This is a genomic window from Thioclava sp. NG1 (genome assembly GCF_003122275.1).
Classification (GTDB): Bacteria; Pseudomonadota; Alphaproteobacteria; order Rhodobacterales; family Rhodobacteraceae; genus Thioclava; species Thioclava nitratireducens.
The window spans coordinates 39,518-57,921 of record NZ_QFBB01000008.1 but is presented as its reverse complement, the minus strand read 5'-3'; the positions used below and the strand labels follow the sequence as shown (position 1 = coordinate 57,921).

Genomic DNA, 18,404 nt, shown 5'->3' with positions numbered 1-18,404 from the left:
TTATTGAGAAGAACAGGGGCGGTTGCGCAAGCGGCCGCCCTTCGACATGATCGCGCGGCTTTTGGAACGGGAGAATGAGATGAGCTTCACGCTGGCGACCTGGAACATCAACTCGGTGCGGCTGCGCGAGGGGCTGGTGCGCAAGCTGATGGAGGAAGAGGCGCCCGACGTGCTCTGCCTTCAGGAATGCAAGAGCCCGGTCGAGAAGATCCCGGTCGAAGGTTTCAAGGAACTGGGCTACACGCACATGATCGCGCGCGGCCAGAAGGGCTATAACGGCGTCGCGATCTTCTCGAAAATTCCGATGGAAGAGAACAGCGCCCATGATTTTGCCGATCTCGGCCATGCACGCCATGTCGCGGGTACGCTCGAGAATGGCGTCACCATCCACAACTTCTATGTCCCCGCAGGCGGCGACGTGCCGGATCGCGAGGTGAACGAGAAGTTCGGCCAAAAGCTGGATTACCTCACCCAGATGCGCGATCACTTCAAAGCGGAAGGGCCGAAGAAGTCGATCCTCGTCGGCGATCTGAACATCGCCCCGCGCGAGGATGACGTCTGGAGCCACAAGCAGCTGCTGAAGATCGTCAGCCACACCCCGATCGAAGTCGAGCATCTGCATGACGCGATGGAGGCGGGCAAATGGGTGGACATCACCCGGCAGGACATTCCCGAGGGGCTTCTCTATTCGTGGTGGTCCTACCGGGCGCGCGACTGGGATGCCGCCGACAAGGGTCGCAGGCTCGATCACATCTGGGCGACGCCGGACATCTCGAACGCGGCGCATGGCAGCCGGGTGCTGCGTGCCGCGCGGGGCTGGGAGAAGCCCTCCGATCATGCGCCGGTTTTCGCGACTTTCGATCTGTAATCGCTTGCGGCAGCGCGCCGCGGTCAAACGGGTTTGCGTTCGGCCCTTCCGAGGCCATATAGGAAAGCAAATCCTCCGCAATTTCGGGAGACGGACATGCTGGAACTGGGTGGCGGCGCCAAGGCCGCAAGCAAGAGCGAATACGTCACGGACGTGACCGAAGCCAACTTCATGGCCGAGGTGGTCGAGAAATCGCAGACCGTGCCGGTCATCGTGGATTTCTGGGCGCCGTGGTGCGGCCCGTGCAAGCAGCTCGGCCCGGCACTTGAAGCCGAGGTCGAAGCCGCGAAGGGCGCGGTCGTGATGGCCAAGGTCAATGTCGACGAAAACCAGATGATCGCGGGCCAGATGCGCGTGCAGTCGATCCCCACCGTCTACGCTTTCTGGCAGGGCCAGCCAATCGACGGGTTCCAGGGCGCGCTGCCCCCCTCCGAGATCAAAAGCTTCGTGGCCAAGCTGATCGAAGCGTCCGGCGGTGAGGCGGGCAACGGTCTGGGCGATGCGGTCGCGGCGGCGGAAGCCATGCTGGCCGAAGGCGCGGCAGAAGATGCGGCGGAAACCTTCGCGGCGATCCTCGAAGAAGATGGCGAGCTGGCGGAGGCGCATGGCGGCCTGATCCGCGCACGCATCGCGCTCGATCAACTGGATGCGGCAGGTGCAGCCTTGGCCGCGGTGCCGCCGAAGCTCGCCGACAGTGCCCCGGTAGAGGCAGCGCGCGCGCAGCTCGATCTGGCGAAACAGGCGCAATCGGCCGGTCCGCTCGACGATCTGAAATCCAAGGTCGAGGCAGATCCGAACGATCATCAGGCCCGCTTCGACTATGCTCAGGCGCTCTACGCGGCCGGGAATGCCGAAGAGGCCGTGGATCAACTTCTCGAGTTGTTCCGGCGGGATCGCGAATGGGACAACGAGGCCGCGAAGACGCAGCTTTTCACCATTTTCGACGCGCTCAAGCCGAACGATCCGATCGTCGCAAAAGGTCGCCGTCGTCTGTCGTCGATGATATTTGCCTGAGGACTTGGGCGCGCTAGTTTCATCCGCATGATGAAGAAAGGCGACTTGCCCGAAATCCTTCCGCTTTTTCCGCTGCCCGGTGCGCTGCTGCTGCCCCGGGCGCGGCTTCCGCTGCACATCTTCGAGCCGCGCTATCTGCAGATGATCGAAGATTGCATGAAGACCAAGTCTCGACTGATCGGGATGATCCAGCCGATCAAGGGGCCGGAGGGGCAGAACCACCTCAACACGATTGGCTGCGCGGGCCGTCTGACCGGGTTTTCCGAGACCGAGGACGGACGCTACATGATCACGCTGTCGGGGATCTCGCGCTATCGCATCCTGCAGGAGGTCGAAGGCTTCACGCCCTATATCCGCGCCGAGGTCAGCTGGGCCGGGTTCGAGCGCGATCTGGGCCCGGCGGAGCATGACAAAGGCTTCGATCGAGACGATTTTCTCGACCTGTTGTCCAAGTTTTTCCACGCCCAAGGGCTGGATACTGATTGGCAAACGCTGAAGGATGCCGATGACGAGTTGCTGATCAACTCGCTCGGGATGCTTTTGCCGCTGGAGCCCGAGGACAAGCAGGCGCTGCTGGAGGCGCCCTGTCTGGCCACCCGGCGCGAAACCCTGGTGACCCTGATCGAATATGCGCTGCATGGCGGCGGAGAGGAGCGGTTGCAATGAGCGAAGAGACCGAGAGTGCACCGGCTGCGGAGAAACCGCTATTCGACCGGCACATGCTGGAGGCGCTCGTCTGCCCGCTGACCCATGCGGTGCTAAAATACGATGCCGAGAAGCAGGAGCTAATTTCGCAGCCCGCGAAGCTGGCCTTCCCGATCCGGGGGGGTATTCCGATCCTCTTGGAAGACGAAGCGCGCCGGATCGACGAATAAGGCGCGGTGCTTACAGTGCGCGGCCCTGCAACAGGCGGGGCAGGGGGCCCGAAAGCCCCGCCGCTTGCTGCATGAACCCGCGCCGCAGCCCCGGGATTGCCTGCACCAGACCCATTCCCAGATCGCGCCCCGCCTTCAGTAGCGGATTGTCGTTCGAGAACAGCTTGTTCACGGTATCCATGCCGAGTGCGAGCGACGTCGAGTCGAAGCGTCGCCAACCCTGATAACGCTCCAGCACGTCCTCGGCCCCGATATCCTCACCCCGGCGCATTGCTTCCACGACGATTTCTGCCAGTGCCGCCACGTCGCGCAACCCGAGATTCAGGCCCTGTCCCGCGATCGGATGCACCCCATGCGCCGCATCGCCCACCAGCGCCACGTGCGGCGCGACATAGGCTTTCGCAAGCGTCAAATTCAGCGGGTAGGAGAACCGTGGTCCGGCCAGTTTGATCTCGCCGAGGAAATCCCCGAAACGCGGGCGCAGCACAGCGAGGAAATCCTCGTCATCCAGCGCCGAAATGGTCTTTGCGTTTTCTTCGGTCTCGCTCCAGACGATGGAGGACCGATTGCCTTTCAGCGGCAGGATCGCGAGCGGTCCGGTCGGCATGAAGAACTGATGCGCGATGCCGTTATGGGGCTTCTCGTGCTCGACCGCCGCGACCAGCGCGGTCTGACCATAGCCCCAACCCTCACGGGTGATCCCGGCGCGTTCGGCCACGCCCGACCGGCGACCGTCCGCGCCGATCAGCAGTTTCGCGGTCAGGGTCTTGCCGGTGGACAGGCTCACCTCGACCCCGCCGGGCACGACCTGCTGTCCCGTGACCTGCGTCTCATGCAGCAGCGTGATCTTGTCGCTCGCCTCCATCGCATCGAGGAACGCGCGATAGAGGTAGCGATCCTCCAGCATGTACCCGACCGGTGCCTGATCCAGCTCGCGCGCGTCGAAATGCAGGAAGAAGGGCGCCGCCCCTTCGCCTGCGTGACCGTCGGCGGCTTTCACCTCCATCATCGGTTGCGCCCGATCGGCAAGCCCGTCCCAGACGCCGATCGCGCGCAGCAGTTTTTGCGACGCGATCGCCAGCGCATAGGCGCGTCCGTCGAACGTGTCGGTCGCGCGTTGGCGCGCGGGAGCGGCGTCGACGAGGGTCACGGAAAGGCCGGCGGAGGCCAATGCAAGCGCCAAGGCGGGGCCGTTGAGCCCGCCGCCTGCGATGATGACGTCTGAATCGTGTTTCATGGCGCTTACTATGGCGCTGGAAGCGGGATTGTCCATGCGCGGGACTGTCGCTAGCGTGGCGGAAAGAACGAAGGAGGTGGGGTATGGAATGGCGTCTGGCAGGGGCTGCGGAGCAAGGGCGGGCGATCGCCGCCGGGCAGCTCGATCCGGTGGAACAGACCGAGGCCTATCTCGCAGCGGCTGAAGCGTCGGAAGACATCTATGCACGCCTTACGCCGCAGCGCGCCTGCGACGAGGCGATGGCCGCGCATCAGCGCGCCAAGCAGGGCCGTCGGCGCGGGATGCTCGATGGCGTTGCGCTGTCGTGGAAGGATCTGTTCGACACCGCGGGCGTGGCGACGGAAGCGGGCACGCGGTTGCTGGCCGGGCGCGTGCCCGAGCGCGACGCCGATGTGCTGATCGAGGCCACGCTGGGCGGCTCTGTCTGTCTAGGCAAGACGCATATGACCGAACTGGCTTTCTCCGGGCTGGGCGTGAACCCGATGACGGCGACGCCGCCGAACATCCAGGATCCCGAACTCGCGCCGGGCGGGTCTTCCTCCGGAGCGGCGCTGTCGGTGGCGCGCGGCTTGGCGGCGGCGGCCGTCGGATCGGACACGGGCGGGTCGGTGCGCATTCCTGCGGCATGGAACGATCTGGTGGGGCTTAAGACCACGCATGGCCGGATCACGACCAAGGGTGTCGTGCCGCTGTGTAGGAGCTTCGACACGATCGGTCCGTTGACACGCAACGTCGAGGACGCGGCCCATGTGCTGGCGCTGCTCGAAGGGCGTGCCGCGCCGGATCTGCGCGACGCAAGCCTCAGGGGCAAACGGCTGCTGGTGCTCGAAGGGCTGCCGTTCGAGGGCACCCGCGAAAAGCCGGTGCAAGGCTTTGAGCGGGCCGTTGAGGCCTTCGCTAAGGCGGGTGCGGTGATCGAGCGGCGGGGCTTGCCGATGGTGCGCCCGGCGATGGACCTTTCCGGCGTTCTCTTCGCCCCCGAGGCCTATGGCGAATGGAAGCACGAGATCGAAGCCGCGCCCGAGAAGATGTTCGCAGCGATCCTCGAGCGGTTCCGCAGCGGGCGCGACGCTCTGGCCTCGGATTACGCCAAGGGGTGGCACGCGCTGGAGGGCTATCGCGCCGCCTATCTGGAGGCGACTGCGGAATATGACGCCGTTCTGGTGCCGACATCGCCGATCCTGCCGCCCGATGTCCGCCGCCTTCTCAGCGACAAGCGCTATTTCCAAGAGGAAAACGTGCTCGCCCTGCGCAACACCCGGATCGGCAACGTGCTGGGGCTGTGCGCGCTGAACCTTCCGACGGGAATCCCAAGCTGTGGGATTTCGCTGATGGCGCCGCCCATGACGGAGGATCGATTGCTGCGTTTGGGCATGGGCGCCGAATCGGCGCTGGCCTGAAAACCACATTTCTTGTGGTCAACCCGCTCTGGAGCTTGTCTTTTTCTGGACGAAACGGCGGAGCTTTTGTAACCTCGTCGGTAATAAGGGGCGACATAGACCCCATTCGATGAGGCACAGATGGACTTTCCCGAGCGGTTTTCGAACCTGCCCGAATACGCATTTCCGCGTTTGCGCGCGCTGCTCGATTCGCATGAACCGGGCGGCGACGTCTTGGCCATGTCCATCGGTGAGCCGCGCCATCCGATGCCCGAGTTCGTGGGTGATGTCATTGCGCAAAGCCTTGGAGAGTTTGGGAAATATCCCGCCAACGACGGCACGCCCGAATTGCTGGATGCGATCTCGGACTGGCTCAAGCGGCGCTATTCGGTCGATATCGGACCCGAGCGGATCATGGCGCTCAACGGCACCCGCGAGGGTCTTTACAACGCCGCGATGGCGCTTTCGCCCGAACAGAAACGCGGCAAGACGCCCGTGATCGCGATCCCGAACCCGTTCTATCAGGTCTACGCGGTGGCCGCGGCAGCGGTCGGCGCGGAGCCGGTTTTCGTGCCCGCAGGCGTCGAGACCGGGTTTTTGCCTAATTATTCGGCACTTCCGGCGGAGGTGCTGGACCGCGTCACCGTCGCCTATCTGTGCTCGCCCTCGAACCCGCAGGGCGCAGTCGCGAGCCGCGAATATCTGGCCGATCTGCTGCATCTGGCCGAGAAGCACGACTTCATGGTTTTCGCCGACGAGTGCTATTCCGAAATCTGGCGCGAGGCCCCGCCGCCCGGTGCGGCACAGGTCGCCGCCGAGGAAGGCATCGACCCCGAGCGCGTGGTGATCTTCCATTCGCTCTCGAAGCGGTCGAACCTGCCGGGTCTGCGCTCGGGCTTCCTCGCCGCCGGGCCGCAAAGCATTAAACATATCCGTCGCCTGCGCGCCTATGCCGGTTCACCGCTGCCGCAACCGCTGCAGCGCGTCGCAGAACGGGCTTGGGCGGACGAGGCTCATGTCACGGAAAATCGTCGCCTTTACGCCGAGAAATACGAGATCGCGGGACAGATCTTCGACGGCGTCGATGGCTTCCAGCTGCCGCAGGGCGGCTTCTTCCTCTGGCTTCCCGTCGAAGACGGGGAGGCAGCGGCGCTCAAGCTTTGGAAAGAGACCGGCATTCGCGTGCTGCCGGGCGCCTATCTCGCGCGCGAGGTGAACGGGGAAAACCCCGGCCAGAAATATATTAGGGTGGCTCTGGTCGCCCCAAAAGCAGAAACGCAGCGCGGGCTCACGCAGCTTCGCGACTGCCTATACGGTTGAGGACGGTAGGTTATGGCATCTTATCAGGTTCGACAGCGCGATCCGCTTTTCGATCAGGACACGCAAGCCGTTCTGGAACGGCGTGGCAAGGAATTGGTAGGGGGGCTGCTGGTCGTCTTCGGCCTGCTCGCCGCGATGATGCTTTTCTCCTATCATCCCGAAGATCCAAGCTGGATGGCAGCCTCGGATGAGCCGGTGCAGAACTGGCTCGGCCGGATCGGCGCCGGGATCGCCTCGCCGCTGTTCGTGATCGTGGGTCACGGCGCGTGGTTGCTGCCTGCGGCGCTGGTGGCCTGGGGCCTGCGCATGATCACCCATCGCGGCGAAGAGCGCCTCGTGTCGCGGATGATCTTCTTCCCGATCGCCGTGGCCGTCGCCTCCGTCTATGCAGCGCTTCTGGTGCCGGGCGATCAATGGGGTCAGGCCTTCGGCCTTGGTGGGCATTTCGGCGATATGATCGCGGGTGCGATGCTGGGGATCGTCCCGATTTCCGGCGTGGTCGGGCTGAAGCTTCTTTCGCTGGTCCTCGCCGCGGCGATGCTGGCGATGGCGACCTTCGTTCTCGGCTTCACCAAGCCCGAGTTGCGCGCGATCACGCGTTTCATGTGGCTGGGCACGGTCGCGGTCTATGTCGGTGTGATGAACGTTCTGGGTCGCGGGGCCTCGGCCTCGGTCATGGGGGCGCGCTCGGCGGCGGAGCGTGCGCGCCAGCGTCGCGCCGAAGCCGCCGAACGTGCCGCTGAGCAGGCGGCTTGGGAAGAGCAGCAGGCGCTCGCCGCGCAGCATTGGGCCCCGGAGGTCGAAGCCGCCCCGGCCGCGCGCCCGTCCTTCCTGTCTCGCATCCGTCGCCCGGTGGAGCCGGACTACGATCCCTATGATGCCTCGCCGGAGCTGTTCGAGACCGAGCCCTATTGGGACGACCAGCCGCCGGCCGCGCCCACCGAAGATCGGATCCGTGCGCGCATCAGCCAGGCGGTGCAGAACCGCAAGGCCGCACCGGTCGCCACCGATTACGCGCCCGAGCCTGCCGGAGCGCCGCTGCATCACGATATGCCCGAAACCTTCGCCGAGCCCGAGCCGGCGCCGCCGCGTCCTTCGGCCTCGGTGCTCGCCGCAGTCGCCAAGCGTCTCGCGCGCGGCCCGCGCCAGCCGCAGGTGGTCCATCAGGAACCGCCGCTGCGGGCCGAGCCGCAATTGCGTGCGGAGCCACCGCTTCGGGCCAAGCCGCGTTTCATGCCGGGCTTCGGCGCACCGGCCGCAACCGCCCCGGAGCGCGCGCCCGAAATGGCGACCTATGCCGAGGCCGAAGAGCCGCATATGACGGCTGCCGAGCAGGTCGCACAGGAACGCGAATACGCAGGCGAAGAGAGCCGCGACTGGACCCACCCGGATTACGAAGGCTTCGAACCCGATCTCCGCGATATGCGCACCGAGCATTTCTATGCCGGCGAGCCACATTCCTTCGACGAGACCGGCAATGCGCAATGGATCGAGGAAGACGTGGTGCCGGAAATCCCGGCCTCGGCGCGTGGCCTCGACCGTCAGGTCATCAAACAGCCCGAGCCGAAGCGCGTGGTGCAGCCCGCGGCGAAACCCGCGGCCCCGTCGCGTCGTGCGATCGAAGAGGCGCAGCCCAAGATGACTTTTGAGAAGCCGCAGACTGCGCCCTTCGAAATGCCGCCGCTGTCGCTGCTGACCAATCCCACGACGATCCAGCGTCACCAGCTCTCGGATGAGGCGCTGGAGGAGAACGCACGGATGCTCGAGACGGTGCTCGACGATTACGGCGTGAAGGGCGAGATCGTCTCGGTCCGCCCGGGCCCGGTTGTCACGATGTATGAACTCGAGCCCGCGCCGGGTCTCAAAGCCAGCCGCGTGATCGGTCTGGCCGACGATATCGCCCGCTCGATGTCGGCGCTGTCGGCACGCGTTTCGACCGTGCCGGGCCGTTCGGTGATCGGGATCGAACTGCCGAACGATCACCGTGAAAAGGTCGTGCTGCGCGAGATCCTCTCGGCGCGCGACTTCGACGACAAGAACATCAAGCTGCCGCTGGCGCTGGGTAAGACGATCGGTGGCGAGCCTATCGTGACCAACCTCGCCAAGATGCCCCACCTGCTGATCGCGGGGACGACCGGTTCGGGTAAATCCGTCGCGATCAACACGATGATCCTGTCGCTCCTCTACCGTCTGACGCCGGAAGAGTGCCGCCTGATCATGATCGACCCGAAGATGCTCGAACTCTCCGTCTATGACGGCATCCCGCATCTGCTCAGCCCCGTCGTGACCGATCCGAAGAAAGCCGTCGTCGCCCTGAAATGGGTCGTCTCCGAGATGGAAGAGCGCTATCGCAAGATGTCCAAGATGGGCGTGCGCAACATCGAGGGCTACAACGGTCGCGTGAAGGAGAGCCTTGAGAAAGGCGAGATGTTCAAGCGCACCGTGCAGACCGGCTTCGACGAGGAGACCGGCGAGCCGATCTTCGAGACGGATGAATTCCAGCCCGAACCCTTCCCCTATATCGTCGTGATCGTCGACGAGATGGCGGACCTGATGATGGTCGCAGGCAAAGAGATCGAAGCCTGCATCCAGCGTCTCGCGCAGATGGCGCGGGCCTCGGGCATCCACCTGATCATGGCGACGCAGCGCCCCTCGGTCGATGTCATCACCGGCACGATCAAGGCGAACTTCCCGACCCGGATCTCGTTCCAGGTGACGTCGAAGATCGACTCGCGCACCATTCTGGGCGAGCAGGGCGCCGAGCAGCTTCTGGGCATGGGCGACATGCTCTACATGGCGGGCGGCGGCAAGATCACCCGTTGCCACGGGCCCTTCGTGTCCGACGAGGAAGTCGAGGAAATCGTCAACCACCTCAAGAGCTTCGGTCCGCCGGCCTACATGTCGGGCGTCGTCGAGGGCCCCGATGACGAGGTGGCTTCCGACATCGATCAGGTGCTGGGCCTCAACACTGGCGGCAATACCGGCGGCGAGGATGCGCTCTATGATCAGGCGGTGGGCATCGTGATAAAGGATCGCAAATGCTCGACCTCCTACATCCAGCGCAAGCTGGGCATCGGCTACAACAAGGCCGCGCGCCTCGTGGAGCAGATGGAGGATCAGGGCGTCGTGTCCTCGGCCAACCATGTCGGCAAACGCGAAATCCTCGTGCCCGAACAGCAATAAGCCGGTCACAATCTGAAATGCAGAGCGCCCCGGGGGAGACCTCGGGGCGTTTTACATTGGGCCGCACGGGCTATCCACACCCGGTGCGCTGTCATCCGATACTGGGGGAGATGTTATTGAATGACATCCCCGGTTCGGCGCAAATGCGCTCAAGACGGACCCGCAGCGCGATTGGCGCGTTACGGCGGGACTTCCGCTTTCGCAAGGAGTGCCTAAATCTATGGTCATGAAACAGATCCGCATCCTGCTCGCCGCGATCTTCACGCTGGCGCTCGCCCTTCCGGCTTCGGCCGGGAAAGTCTCGCTGAATCAGATATCGTCCTATCTGAACTCGCTGACCTCCGCTTCGGCGGATTTCACGCAGGTCAACTCGGACGGGTCTATCTCGACCGGCAAGCTGTTCATCAAGCGGCCCGGCCGGGCGCGCTTCCAATACAATAACGACAAGACTTTGGTGCTGGCCTCGGCTAACCGCGTCGCTGTGTTCGATCCGAAATCGAACCAGCCACCGGAGCAATACCCGCTGGTGAAGACGCCGCTGAACCTGATCCTCGGGCGCAATATCGACCTGAATCGTAACGGTATGGTCGTGGGCTACACGACGGACGGGCCGAAGACGATCGTCACCGCGCAGGACCCGCAGCATCCTGAATACGGGAATATTCAGCTCATCTTCACTGACGGGCCGGTTGAGCTGCGCCAATGGGTGATCACCAACCAGTCGGGCGAGAAGACCACGACGATCCTCAACAACCTCCAAAAAGGCGGCAACTTTGCCACCTCGATGTTCTCGATCGACCAGGCGTTGGCCCAGCGGCGCTGATTGTTCAGCGCCGGCAGGCTTGAAGCTGTATCTCGTACATCTGCGCGCGGGATGCGACTCGGTCGGCCACGGCTAGAAGCCAGGATTTCGACCGGTGTGACCCGCGCGAATAGCCGCCGCGCCCTTCGTGATAGGCGAGATACTGGTTGCGCGCGTCGGCCTTGGAGATGCCGAGCTTCTTCTGCGTGCCATCCATGTACCAACCCATGAAGTCGGTGGCATCCGAGATGCGGTTGCGCCGGGCACCGAAGCGACGGGTATCTTCGCGATACTCGTCCCAGGTGCCGTCGAGGGCTTGGCTGTAGCCGTAGGCAGAGCTCTGGCGGCCCAGCGGGATGATCCCGAGCGCGAAGCGCTGCGGTGTCTTCGCGTTGCCGTCGAACTTGCTTTCCTGGTGGATCGTGGCCATCTGAACCGCGACCGGAACGCCCCATCGGGCCTCCGTCCGGCGCATGGCGTTGAAATATTGCGGACGCTCCTTGATGATCGCGCAGGCGTCATCAAGGTTGCGCGGGGGCTTGGACGGTCCGCCTCCGCAGGCGGCCACCGCAAGCAATACGCCGAGGGCGAGGTATTTCTTCATAGCTGCTCTTCTTTGCTCTGACGGCCTTGTTTTTTGTCATCCTATGCGTAATTGGCCCGTTCGAAAACCGGGAAACGCACGATGTCAGCGGACTGTCGCGACGAATCGGACAATCTGTTTCCGGCGGAAATGAGGCGAAAACGTGGACCTGAGCGGTTTCACGATTTAGGTATTAGGTATGAGGATAGACATGCATACCACGCACGCGAAATATCACATCGGCCAAGTGGTGCGACATCGCAACCACCCGTTCCGGGGGGTGGTCTTCGACGTCGATGCAATCTTCTCCAACTCGCAGGAATGGTACGACGCGATCCCCGAGGAGTCGCGCCCGTCCAAGGATCAGCCCTATTACCACCTGCTCGCGGAGAACGACGAAAGCTACTATGTGGCCTATGTGTCCGAGCAGAATCTCGTCGCGGATTTCTCCGGCGAGCCGGTGAGCCATCCCGATCTCGATGATCTGTTCGGTGAGTTCGGCAACGGCTCCTATCGGCTGCAATTCCAGATGAACTGAACGACCCTGCGGGTTCGGCGCCGGCTTATCCCTCTTGGAGTATCTCGACCGGTTCCAGCGGCATCCGGAAGGCCAGCAGATTGCGCCCGTCCTGCCGGTGATAACCAAGATCGGTCGCGAGGTCGCGGATCAGGAACCAGCCGAAGCCGCCTTCGGGCAGGCTGCTCGGGTCGGGCCGCTCCGGGTCGCGGTCCCGAAGGTCGAGGCAGGCCGGGGGCAGTGGGATCCCGTCATCGCTGACCGAACAGTTGAGCCCTTTTCGGTCGCGGACGATGGATAACGCGATCACGCCCTCCTCGCTTTCGCCGTAGCTGTGTTCGACGATATTGTTGAGGATTTCCGCGAGGATCAGTTCCAGCGTTCCGGCCTCTTCCTCGGTCATCAGACGGATGAAACGCGCCACCGCAGCCCGCAGGGCATCACGCACCGCGATCGGCGTCGCCGGAAAGCTGAGGTTGAAGACGCGCACCTCGCCCCCATCCGGGCGGGGGTCTGGGCGCGCAGTCGTGGCGGGGGCTCTTGCATTCAGACGCTCACGCATATCTCCGGTCCTTCCCCAAGGCGGTAGCGAGATCGGCATGGATCGGCAGGACCGAATTCATGCGGGTGAGGCGGAAAACTTTCACCACATTCGGTGTCAGCCCGCAAAGCTCCAGCTGTCGGTCGGGGGCGAGCGATTTCATCACCGCCACCACCGCGCCGAGGCCGGAACTGTCGAGAAACTCCACCTTCGAAAGGTCGAGCAGTACCCGCGGCGCGGGCTGCATCGTCACATCGCGCATCCGTTCCTTGAACCTGAGGGCGATCGCAGCGTCCAGCCGCGCCTCGGCCAGATGGACGACAAGCGCGCCTTCCAGCGCTTCGGCAGTAAGGTTCATGTACGCCTCCCGCGATTGATCTGACGGGAAGGCTAGACGGCAATGCTTACCATTCGGTATCCGTGGAACAGGATTTTGGAGGATATCATGGAAAACGTGGTGATCGTCGGAGCGTCGCGCACGCCGATGGGTGGGATGCAGGGCGTCTTTGCAGGTGTGTCTGCGTCCGAACTGGGCGGTGTCGCGATCAAGGCGGCGATGGACGGTGCGGGTGTCGCGCCTGCGCGCATCGAGGAAGTGCTGATGGGCTGCGTGCTGCCCGCAGGTCAGGGGCAGGCGCCCGCGCGGCAGGCGGGTTTCGCGGCGGGCCTCGGCGAAGAGGTGCCCGCGACGACGCTGAACAAGATGTGCGGCTCGGGCATGAAAGCGGCAATGGTGGCCTATGACCAGATCGCGCTTGGCCAGACCGGGGTGATGGTCGCGGGCGGCATGGAGAGCATGACCAACGCGCCTTACATGCTGCCGAAGATGCGCGCAGGGGCGCGGCTCGGCCATGCGCAGGTGCTCGATCACATGTTCCTCGACGGGCTGGAGGACGCCTATGACAAGGGTCGTCTGATGGGCACCTTTGCCGAAGATTGCGCGCAGGCGTTCCAGTTTACCCGCGAGGCGCAGGACGATTACGCGATGGCGTCGCTGAACCGTGCCGTTGCCGCGGAGAAATCCGGGGCCTTCGCGGGTGAGATCGCGCCCGTGACGGTGAAGAGCCGCAAAGGCGAGACCGTGGTCGCGATCGACGAGCAGCCGGGTAATGCGCGCCCCGACAAAATCCCCCAACTCAAGCCCGCCTTCCGCAAGGACGGCACGGTGACGGCGGCGAATTCGTCCTCGATCTCGGACGGGGCGGCGGCGCTGGTGCTGGCCTCCGAGGCCGCGGCGAAGGCCGAGGGGCTGCCGATCCGCGCACGCATTCTGGGCCATGCGAGCCATGCGCAGGCGCCGGCCGATTTCCCGACGGCTCCGGTGCCGGCGGCGGAAAAGCTGCTGAAGAAGCTGGGCTGGACGATCGAGGATGTCGATCTTTGGGAGGTCAATGAGGCCTTCGCGGTCGTGCCAATGGCCTTCATGCACAAGCTGGGCATTTCGCATGACAAGGTAAACGTGAATGGCGGCGCCTGTGCGCTTGGCCATCCGATCGGCGCGTCGGGTGCGCGGATCATCGTGACGCTGCTCAATGCGCTGGAAAAGGCCGGTCTCAAGCGCGGCGTGGCCGCGATCTGCATCGGTGGGGGCGAGGGCACGGCCATCGCGATTGAACGGGTATGAACGTGGATTACCAAGACCTGACGAAACGCATCGCGGCGCTGACCGAGGGCGAGACCGACGAGGTCGCGCTGATGGCGACGCTCGCCTGCGAAATCCACCACGCGGATGACCGCTTCGACTGGACCGGCTTCTACCGGGTCACCGAGCCGGAGCTACTGAAGATCGGCCCCTATCAGGGGGGGCATGGCTGTCTCGTGATCCCGTTCTCGCGCGGGGTCTGCGGGGCGGCGGCCCGCGAGGGGCGCACGCAACTGGTGCCGGATGTCGAGGCTTTCCCGGGCCATATCGCCTGCGCCAGCTCCACCCGTTCGGAACTGGTGATCCCGGTCTATGCGCAGCGGGGCCTCATCGCGGTGCTGGATATCGACAGCGACCAGCCCGACGCCTTCACCGAGGCGGATGCCGCGGCGCTGGAAGCGATCCTGAAAAACGTGTTCGGCCATTTGTGAGGAAGCGATGAAACATACCGGCGCGTGCCTGTGCGGGGCGGTCAGCTACGAGGTCGAGGGAGAGATGCAGCCCGTGGTGGCGTGTCATTGCTCCCAGTGCCGCAAGACCTCCGGCCATGTCTGGGCCTCGTCGCAGGTCGACGCCCATCAGCTCGTGCTGATCAACCGCGACGGGCTGCGCTGGTATCGCTCTTCGGAGACGGCGGAGCGGGGCTTTTGCGCGGTCTGCGGCAGCTCGCTGTTCTGGCGTCTGGATGGGGAGGGGCGGATCTCGATCGCGGCGGGCACGCTTGACCTGCCGACCGGGCTTTCGATGGCGGAGCATATCTTCGTGGGGAACAAGGGCGATTACTACGAAATAGAGCCGGGGCCGCCCCAATCGCCCTGAGGCTTGACCCGACAGGCGGCGCAGTGCATCTCGCAGTCCATGAGTTATGTCTATGACCCGCCACAGGAGGCCCCGCGCATCCTTCATGCCGATCACGAAATCCTCGTGGTCGACAAGCAGGCGGGGCTTCTCTCGGTGCCGGGCAAGGGGCCGGACAAGGCCGATTGCCTCATTGCGCGGCTGCGGGGGATTTACCCCGAGGTGCTGCTGGTCCATCGGCTCGATACCGATACCTCGGGTGTGATGGTCTTCGCGCTGACGCCCCATGCGCAGCGCCATCTCGGTCTGCAATTCGAGAAGCGCCAGACGAAGAAAGCCTATCAGGCGCGGCTCTGGGGGGAACTGGCCGATAAGGAAGGCCGGGTTGATCTGCCGCTTTGTGTCGACTGGCCGAACCGCCCGCGCCAGCATGTCGATCACCAGAACGGCCGTCCCGCGCAGACCGACTGGCGGGTTATCCGGCATGAGGATGGCACGACGCGGGTGCGGCTGATGCCGGTGACCGGGCGCAGCCATCAGCTGCGGGTGCATATGGCCGAACTGGGCCATCCGATCCTCGGCGATCCGCTTTATGCGGAAGGAGAGGCGCAGGAGTTCGAGCGTCTGATGCTCCACGCCGAGACGCTGCGCTTTCGCCATCCCGATGGCGGGATGCATATGACCTTCACCGCGCCGGTCCCGTTCTGAAACCGATACAATCGCAGGTCTTTTCCCCGCCTGCGCGCGCAGGCATACTCCTGCGAGACCTATTGCGGAGAGCCCGATGTCCAAACCCTTGCGCCTTGGTGTGAATATCGATCACGTCGCCACCGTGCGGAATGCCCGCGGCTCGGCCTATCCTGACCCGCTGCGCGCCGCGCGTCTGGCCGAACAGGCCGGAGCCGACGGGATCACCGCGCATCTGCGCGAAGACCGCCGCCATATCCGCGACGCCGATATCGACGCGCTGCGCGGCGGCATCGACATCCCGCTGAATTTCGAGATGGCCGCAACGCCCGAGATGCAGAAGATCGCGTTGCGCCATTTGCCCCATGCCTGCTGCATCGTGCCGGAAAAGCGCGAAGAGGTGACGACCGAAGGCGGTCTGGACGTCGCGGGCGATGTCTCGCGGCTGACCGATTACGTGGGGCCGCTCGTCGAGGCTGGCATCCGCGTGTCGATGTTCATCGGTCATGATCCGGCGCAGATCGAAGCCTCCGCCAAGATCGGCGCGCAGGTGATCGAGCTGCATACCGGCCATTTCTGCGACATGCATTACGCGGGCGATTTCGCCGCGCGTGATGCCGAACTGGAGGCGCTGAAAGCGGGCGCAGCCTATGCCGACAGTCTCGGGCTGGAGGTCCATGCGGGCCACGGTCTGACCTACGAGACGGTCGAGCCGATCGCCGAGATGAAGCAGATCCGCGAGTTGAACATCGGCCATTTCCTGATCTCCGAGGCGATCTTCGTGGGGCTCAGCCCCGCGATCGTGCATATGCGCAAGCTGATGGACGCGGCGCGGGGCTGAGGCGGCATGATCCTCGGCATCGGCACCGATCTCGCGAATATCGAGAGGATCGAGCGCACGCTCGAACGCTTCGGCGACCGTTTCCGCAGCCGCGTCTTCACCGAGATCGAGCAGCGCAAGGCCGAGCGCCGCAAGGATGTGGCGGGCACCTATGCCAAACGGTGGGCGGCGAAAGAAGCCTGTTCCAAAGCGCTTGGGACCGGGTTGCGGATGGGCATCGCGTGGAAGGATATGGCGGTCACGAATCTGCCAACGGGACAGCCGGTGATGCAGGTCACGGGCTGGGCGGCGGACCGGCTTAAGGAAATGACACCAGAGGGTTACGAGGCTGTCATCCATGTGACGCTGACGGATGACCACCCCTGGGCGCAAGCCTTTGTCGTGATAGAGGCCCGCAAGCTTTCTTGACTCGGGCGCGAGGCCGCGTATTGAGGCCAAGGAATTTTGAGGCAGGGTAAGAGATAATGGCGAAGAACAAGGCCGAGGGCGGTATCCTCGACACGATCAAGACGATTGTCTGGGCACTGGTGATCGCGGGGGTGTTCCGCACGCTGTTCTTCCAGCCCTTCTGGATTCCCTCCGGCTCGATGAAGGACACGCTGCTGATCGGCGACTTCCTCTTCGTGAACAAGATGGCCTATGGCTATTCGCGCTATTCCTGCCCGTTCTCGGCCTGTCCCTTCGACGGGCGCCTGCTGGCCCGCGACCCCAAACGCGGCGACGTGGTGGTGTTCCGCCATCCGACGAAGAACGTCGATTTCATCAAGCGTCTGATCGGCCTGCCGGGCGACAAGATCCAGATGATCAACGGCGTGCTGCAGATCAACGGCAAAGCGGTCGAGATGAAGCCCGAGCCCGATTTCGAAGAAGTCATGCAACCGCAGGGTCCGCAGGGGCTGTTGCCGCGCTGCTCGAATTCGCCGGTCGGCATGGGCGATACCTGCATCAAGAAACGCTATGCCGAGACGCTGCCCAACGGCGTCACGCATGACATTCTGCAGATCAACAATGACGGTCCCGTGGACAACACGCCCGTCTACACCGTGCCCGAGGGCATGTATTTCTTCATGGGCGACAACCGCGACAATTCCGAGGACAGCCGCTTCCCGCAATCGGTGGGCGGTCTCGGCTTCGTCCCGAAAGAGAACCTGATCGGCCGGGCCGACCGGGTGATGTTCTCCTCGGCGGGTCGCTCGCTGTTCTACTTCTGGACCTGGCGTCCGGATCGGTTCTTCAAGGCGATCAATTGAAGCTGAGCGCGGAGATCAAGGCATTCGAGAAGCGCCTCGGGCACAAGTTCAAACGGCCCGAGCTGCTCGCGCGCGCGCTGACGCATAGCTCGATCTCCACGCCGACCCGGCCCGACAACCAGCGGCTGGAATTTCTGGGCGACCGCGTTCTGGGCCTCGTGATGGCCGAGGCGCTGTTCCTGGGCGACCGTGCCGCTTCCGAGGGGCAGATGGCGCCGCGCTTCAACGCGCTCGTGCGCAAGGAAGCCTGCGCCGATATCGCCCGCAAGATCGACCTTGGCGCGGTGCTCAAGCTCGGCCGATCCGAGATGATGACCGGCGGGCGGCGCAAGCTGGCGCTGCTGGGCGACGCGATGGAGGCGGTGATCGCCGCCGTCTATCTCGATGGCGGGTTCGAAGCGGCGAAGGAGCTGATCCTGCGGCTCTGGGAAGACCGGCTCGACAGCGTCGAGGAGGACGCCCGCGACCCGAAAACCGCGCTGCAGGAATGGGCGCAGGCTCGCGGTCTGCCGCCACCGCGCTACGAGATCACCCATCGCGACGGTCCCGATCACGCCCCCAATTTTACCATCGAGGTGAGTCTGGAGAACGGCGCGCGCGAAACGGCCAAGGCCGGATCGAAGCGTCAGGGCGAGATGACGGCGGCGAAGACGCTGCTGAAACGTCTGGAAGACGACGCCGAGGGCTGAGATTTCGGTGGGACCGGGGCGACCAGCCCCGGGCCGCGCCCGACCCTCCCCATGGGAGGGCGCATTGGCGATGTCGGCGCGGGCATATCCGCCACTCAGGCTTGAAAGATAAACTGCCCGGCCACGAATGGGGCGAAGCGCCCACCCAAGGATCGGGCGCGGCCCTCGTCGCACAAGC

The 18,404-nt window shown here is 64.2% G+C and carries 21 protein-coding genes; 17 read left to right on the top strand and 4 right to left on the bottom strand.

Features of this window, described 5'->3' with window-relative positions; genetic code table 11:
* Positions 1 to 79: 79 nt before the first annotated feature.
* From DEM26_RS15680 to DEM26_RS15665, 4 genes are all read left to right on the top strand, one after another.
* Entirely contained in the window at positions 80 to 868 is a 789-nt protein-coding gene (locus tag DEM26_RS15680; protein WP_075776890.1) for an exodeoxyribonuclease III, read from the top strand.
* Between the two features lie 96 nt (positions 869 to 964).
* The gene (locus tag DEM26_RS15675; RefSeq protein WP_088720521.1) at positions 965 to 1,882 is read left to right on the top strand and encodes a thioredoxin family protein; all 918 of its coding nucleotides are present in this window, start codon (positions 965 to 967) and stop codon (positions 1,880 to 1,882) included.
* 27 nt (positions 1,883 to 1,909) lie between these two features.
* Complete coding sequence (locus DEM26_RS15670; RefSeq protein WP_109172805.1) at positions 1,910 to 2,548, top strand: LON peptidase substrate-binding domain-containing protein; 639 nt, start codon at positions 1,910 to 1,912, stop codon at positions 2,546 to 2,548.
* Positions 2,545 to 2,757, top strand: coding sequence for a Trm112 family protein (locus tag DEM26_RS15665; protein WP_075776835.1), 213 nt, complete (start codon positions 2,545 to 2,547; stop codon positions 2,755 to 2,757). Before DEM26_RS15670 ends, DEM26_RS15665 begins: the two co-directional genes overlap by 4 nt.
* 10 nt (positions 2,758 to 2,767) lie before the next feature.
* On the opposite strand, the gene DEM26_RS15660 is transcribed toward DEM26_RS15665, so the two are convergent.
* A complete protein-coding gene (locus tag DEM26_RS15660; protein ID WP_109172804.1) occupies positions 2,768 to 4,030 on the bottom strand; it encodes an FAD-dependent monooxygenase in 1,263 nt (420 codons plus the stop codon).
* A gap of 47 nt (positions 4,031 to 4,077) precedes the next feature.
* On the opposite strand from DEM26_RS15660, the gene DEM26_RS15655 reads away from it, so the two are divergent.
* From DEM26_RS15655 to DEM26_RS15640, 4 genes are all read left to right on the top strand, one after another.
* Complete coding sequence (locus tag DEM26_RS15655; RefSeq protein WP_109172803.1) at positions 4,078 to 5,394, top strand: amidase; 1,317 nt, start codon at positions 4,078 to 4,080, stop codon at positions 5,392 to 5,394.
* A 120-nt stretch (positions 5,395 to 5,514) separates the two neighbouring features.
* Positions 5,515 to 6,693 (top strand): aminotransferase class I/II-fold pyridoxal phosphate-dependent enzyme, encoded by a 1,179-nt coding sequence (locus DEM26_RS15650; RefSeq protein WP_109172802.1) that lies wholly within the window; start codon positions 5,515 to 5,517, stop codon positions 6,691 to 6,693.
* Between the two features lie 12 nt (positions 6,694 to 6,705).
* A complete protein-coding gene (locus DEM26_RS15645) occupies positions 6,706 to 9,876 on the top strand; it encodes a DNA translocase FtsK (protein WP_109172801.1) in 3,171 nt (1,056 codons plus the stop codon).
* A 226-nt stretch (positions 9,877 to 10,102) separates the two neighbouring features.
* Positions 10,103 to 10,699 (top strand): LolA family protein, encoded by a 597-nt coding sequence (locus tag DEM26_RS15640; RefSeq protein ID WP_075776891.1) that lies wholly within the window; start codon positions 10,103 to 10,105, stop codon positions 10,697 to 10,699.
* 4 nt (positions 10,700 to 10,703) lie between these two features.
* Here DEM26_RS15640 and DEM26_RS15635 read toward each other — a convergent pair whose 3' ends face one another.
* Entirely contained in the window at positions 10,704 to 11,282 is a 579-nt protein-coding gene (locus DEM26_RS15635) for a transglycosylase SLT domain-containing protein (protein ID WP_075776840.1), read from the bottom strand.
* 190 nt (positions 11,283 to 11,472) lie between these two features.
* Here DEM26_RS15635 and hspQ point away from each other — a divergent pair, with 190 nt between their 5' ends.
* Positions 11,473 to 11,799 (top strand): heat shock protein HspQ, encoded by a 327-nt coding sequence (gene hspQ / locus DEM26_RS15630; protein ID WP_075776841.1) that lies wholly within the window; start codon positions 11,473 to 11,475, stop codon positions 11,797 to 11,799.
* Between the two features lie 25 nt (positions 11,800 to 11,824).
* Here hspQ and DEM26_RS15625 read toward each other — a convergent pair whose 3' ends face one another.
* Positions 11,825 to 12,340 carry an ATP-binding protein gene (locus tag DEM26_RS15625; protein ID WP_158275138.1) on the bottom strand — a complete coding sequence of 172 codons (516 nt, stop codon included), beginning with the start codon at positions 12,338 to 12,340 and terminating at the stop codon, positions 11,825 to 11,827.
* Complete coding sequence (locus tag DEM26_RS15620; RefSeq protein WP_088736086.1) at positions 12,333 to 12,677, bottom strand: STAS domain-containing protein; 345 nt, start codon at positions 12,675 to 12,677, stop codon at positions 12,333 to 12,335. Before DEM26_RS15620 ends, DEM26_RS15625 begins: the two co-directional genes overlap by 8 nt.
* Before the next feature lie 87 nt (positions 12,678 to 12,764).
* Here DEM26_RS15620 and DEM26_RS15615 point away from each other — a divergent pair, with 87 nt between their 5' ends.
* From DEM26_RS15615 to rnc, 8 genes are all read left to right on the top strand, one after another.
* Positions 12,765 to 13,943, top strand: coding sequence for a thiolase family protein (locus DEM26_RS15615; protein ID WP_109172799.1), 1,179 nt, complete (start codon positions 12,765 to 12,767; stop codon positions 13,941 to 13,943).
* Positions 13,940 to 14,392 carry a GAF domain-containing protein gene (locus DEM26_RS15610; protein ID WP_075776844.1) on the top strand — a complete coding sequence of 151 codons (453 nt, stop codon included), beginning with the start codon at positions 13,940 to 13,942 and terminating at the stop codon, positions 14,390 to 14,392. The genes DEM26_RS15615 and DEM26_RS15610 overlap by 4 nt, the downstream gene beginning before the upstream one ends.
* Positions 14,393 to 14,399: 7 nt before the next feature.
* The gene (locus DEM26_RS15605) at positions 14,400 to 14,780 is read left to right on the top strand and encodes a GFA family protein (RefSeq protein ID WP_088727978.1); all 381 of its coding nucleotides are present in this window, start codon (positions 14,400 to 14,402) and stop codon (positions 14,778 to 14,780) included.
* A gap of 39 nt (positions 14,781 to 14,819) precedes the next feature.
* A complete protein-coding gene (locus DEM26_RS15600) occupies positions 14,820 to 15,467 on the top strand; it encodes an RluA family pseudouridine synthase (RefSeq protein WP_088720513.1) in 648 nt (215 codons plus the stop codon).
* 76 nt (positions 15,468 to 15,543) lie between these two features.
* Positions 15,544 to 16,287, top strand: a complete 744-nt coding sequence (locus DEM26_RS15595) for a pyridoxine 5'-phosphate synthase (RefSeq protein WP_109172798.1) — start codon at positions 15,544 to 15,546, stop codon at positions 16,285 to 16,287.
* Between the two features lie 6 nt (positions 16,288 to 16,293).
* Entirely contained in the window at positions 16,294 to 16,695 is a 402-nt protein-coding gene (gene acpS / locus DEM26_RS15590; RefSeq protein ID WP_109172797.1) for a holo-ACP synthase, read from the top strand.
* 56 nt (positions 16,696 to 16,751) lie between these two features.
* Positions 16,752 to 17,537: a signal peptidase I gene (gene lepB / locus DEM26_RS15585; RefSeq protein WP_088720511.1), complete on the top strand. Its 786-nt coding sequence runs from the start codon at positions 16,752 to 16,754 to the stop codon at positions 17,535 to 17,537.
* On the top strand, positions 17,534 to 18,226 hold the full coding sequence (gene rnc / locus DEM26_RS15580) for a ribonuclease III (protein WP_075776850.1): 693 nt from the start codon (positions 17,534 to 17,536) through the stop codon (positions 18,224 to 18,226). The genes lepB and rnc overlap by 4 nt, the downstream gene beginning before the upstream one ends.
* The last annotated feature ends 178 nt before the right edge of the window (positions 18,227 to 18,404 follow it).

Bases quoted from the DNA above. Each gene is read 5' to 3' on its own strand.
- DEM26_RS15680 (WP_075776890.1), top strand. From the start codon at position 80: ATGAGCTTCACGCTGGCGACCTGGAACATCAACTCGGTGCGGCTGCGC.
- DEM26_RS15675 (WP_088720521.1), top strand. From the start codon at position 965: ATGCTGGAACTGGGTGGCGGCGCCAAGGCCGCAAGCAAGAGCGAATAC.
- DEM26_RS15670 (WP_109172805.1), top strand. From the start codon at position 1,910: ATGATGAAGAAAGGCGACTTGCCCGAAATCCTTCCGCTTTTTCCGCTG.
- DEM26_RS15665 (WP_075776835.1), top strand. From the start codon at position 2,545: ATGAGCGAAGAGACCGAGAGTGCACCGGCTGCGGAGAAACCGCTATTC.
- DEM26_RS15660 (WP_109172804.1), bottom strand. From the start codon at position 4,030: ATGGACAATCCCGCTTCCAGCGCCATAGTAAGCGCCATGAAACACGAT.
- DEM26_RS15655 (WP_109172803.1), top strand. From the start codon at position 4,078: ATGGAATGGCGTCTGGCAGGGGCTGCGGAGCAAGGGCGGGCGATCGCC.
- DEM26_RS15650 (WP_109172802.1), top strand. From the start codon at position 5,515: ATGGACTTTCCCGAGCGGTTTTCGAACCTGCCCGAATACGCATTTCCG.
- DEM26_RS15645 (WP_109172801.1), top strand. From the start codon at position 6,706: ATGGCATCTTATCAGGTTCGACAGCGCGATCCGCTTTTCGATCAGGAC.
- DEM26_RS15640 (WP_075776891.1), top strand. From the start codon at position 10,103: ATGAAACAGATCCGCATCCTGCTCGCCGCGATCTTCACGCTGGCGCTC.
- DEM26_RS15635 (WP_075776840.1), bottom strand. From the start codon at position 11,282: ATGAAGAAATACCTCGCCCTCGGCGTATTGCTTGCGGTGGCCGCCTGC.
- hspQ (WP_075776841.1), top strand. From the start codon at position 11,473: ATGCATACCACGCACGCGAAATATCACATCGGCCAAGTGGTGCGACAT.
- DEM26_RS15625 (WP_158275138.1), bottom strand. From the start codon at position 12,340: ATGCGTGAGCGTCTGAATGCAAGAGCCCCCGCCACGACTGCGCGCCCA.
- DEM26_RS15620 (WP_088736086.1), bottom strand. From the start codon at position 12,677: ATGAACCTTACTGCCGAAGCGCTGGAAGGCGCGCTTGTCGTCCATCTG.
- DEM26_RS15615 (WP_109172799.1), top strand. From the start codon at position 12,765: ATGGAAAACGTGGTGATCGTCGGAGCGTCGCGCACGCCGATGGGTGGG.
- DEM26_RS15610 (WP_075776844.1), top strand. From the start codon at position 13,940: ATGAACGTGGATTACCAAGACCTGACGAAACGCATCGCGGCGCTGACC.
- DEM26_RS15605 (WP_088727978.1), top strand. From the start codon at position 14,400: ATGAAACATACCGGCGCGTGCCTGTGCGGGGCGGTCAGCTACGAGGTC.
- DEM26_RS15600 (WP_088720513.1), top strand. From the start codon at position 14,820: ATGAGTTATGTCTATGACCCGCCACAGGAGGCCCCGCGCATCCTTCAT.
- DEM26_RS15595 (WP_109172798.1), top strand. From the start codon at position 15,544: ATGTCCAAACCCTTGCGCCTTGGTGTGAATATCGATCACGTCGCCACC.
- acpS (WP_109172797.1), top strand. From the start codon at position 16,294: ATGATCCTCGGCATCGGCACCGATCTCGCGAATATCGAGAGGATCGAG.
- lepB (WP_088720511.1), top strand. From the start codon at position 16,752: ATGGCGAAGAACAAGGCCGAGGGCGGTATCCTCGACACGATCAAGACG.